The organism is Kitasatospora sp. NPDC002543 (genome assembly GCF_053594915.1).
Genome location: NZ_JBSFWR010000231.1, coordinates 1 through 1,583 on the forward strand (window position 1 = coordinate 1; position 1,583 = coordinate 1,583).

The following is a 1,583-nucleotide window of genomic DNA, read 5'->3' on the forward strand; positions in this document are numbered from 1 at the left end:
AGCTTGGCGTTTAACCTCGCAGGTCACTCGACCTGCTGATCTGCGGTTCTTTCCGGGACGACGGAGGCAGCCGTTCTCCACGCTTCGAGGTGTCGAGTCACGAAGCACGAGAGAACGGCCGCTGCCCATGAGCCTGCCCGTCGATGCGCCCGCAGATGCGGCGTTGGACGTCTTGTCCCGCTTTCGGGTCGAGTTCTACGAGTGCTTGTACGCCCGCGCGGACGCGCTGTTCGAGCTCACGGACGCAGTGCTGTGTACGGACGGGCCGGTGAAGAGCCTGGTCGAGCTGTCGCTGGCCGTCGAGCACCGGCGTGGGCACGGAGCCCTGTACGCCGCGCTGGACCGGGGTTGGTGCGAGCCCGCCCGCCTGCGCCGCATCCTGGCCGGCCTGCCGCTGCCCCGCGCGGCCGACGGGCGGATCGTACTGGCCGTTGACGTGAGCAACTGGCTCCGGCCCGACGCCCCCACCAGCGACGACCGGCTGTTCTGCCACGTCTACGGGCGCGGGGACCGCAGCAAGGACCAGTTCGTGCCCGGCTGGCCGTACTCCTTCGTCGCGGCCCTGGAGACCGGTCGGACCTCCTGGACCGCGCTACTGGACGCGGCGCGCCTCGGGCCCGCGGACGACGCAACCGCAGTCACCGCCGACCAACTTCGCGACGTGGTAAACAGGTTGAGACAGGCCGGGCAGTGGCACGACGGTGACCCCGAGATCTGGGTCGCCATGGACTCCGGCTACGACGTCGCCTACCTCTCCCACGCACTGGCGGACCTGCCGGTCGTGCTGGTCGGGAGACTGCGCTCGGACCGCGTGATGCTCCGCGACGCCGGACCTGCCCGCTCCGGTCCGAATGGCGGCCGGCCCCGCAAGCACGGCGGCGTCCTGTCCTTCGCCCGGCCCGACAGCTGGCACGAACCCGAGGTCACCACGGTCACCGACACCACCCGCTACGGCAAGGCCGAGGCGATGGCCTGGGACCGCATGCACCCCAGACTCACCCACCGCGGCCCCTGGCTGGACCTCGCCGAGGAGGAACTGCCTGTCCTGCACGGCACGTTGATGCGCCTGAAGGTGGAGCGTCTGCCGGGAGACCGCGACCCGAAGCCGGTCTGGCTATGGGTCTCGTCAACCGCCGCCACGCCGGCGGACGTGGACCGCTGGTGGCAGGCGTTCCTCCGCAGATTCGATCTCGAGCACACCTTCAGGCTGATGAAGCAGACCCTCGGCTGGACCACTCCGAAGATCCGACACGCCGACAGCGCCGACCTGTGGACCTGGCTGGTCATCGCCGCCCACACCCAGCTCCGTCTCGCCCGCCCGCTCGCCGAGGACCTACGCCGCCCCTGGGAACGGCCGGCCGGGCCCCGCCGTCTGACCCCTGCCCGGGTCCGACGGGGGTTTCGCAACATCCGCGCGACCACGGCCCGTCCGGCAGCCGCACCGAAACCGTCCCGGCCGGGCCCGGGACGGCCACCCGGCTCGAAGAACAAGCAACGCGCCAGGCGCCACGACGTCGGCAAGACCGTCAAACGCGCCAAGACGATCAAGAAACACCAAGCTCACCAGGGTTAAACGCCAAGCT

1 protein-coding gene is annotated in these 1,583 nt (G+C 70.3%); it reads left to right on the forward strand.

The genetic code is table 11. The annotated features are described in order from the left end of the window. Nucleotides 1–127 precede the first annotated feature (127 nt). On the forward strand, nt 128–1,573 hold the full coding sequence (locus ACWD4P_RS38165) for an NF041680 family putative transposase (protein WP_449782813.1): 1,446 nt from the start codon (nt 128–130) through the stop codon (nt 1,571–1,573). The last annotated feature ends 10 nt before the right edge of the window (nt 1,574–1,583 follow it).

Coding starts and splice junctions, on each gene's coding strand:
- ACWD4P_RS38165 (WP_449782813.1), top strand. CDS start 128: ATGAGCCTGCCCGTCGATGCGCCCGCAGATGCGGCGTTGGACGTCTTG.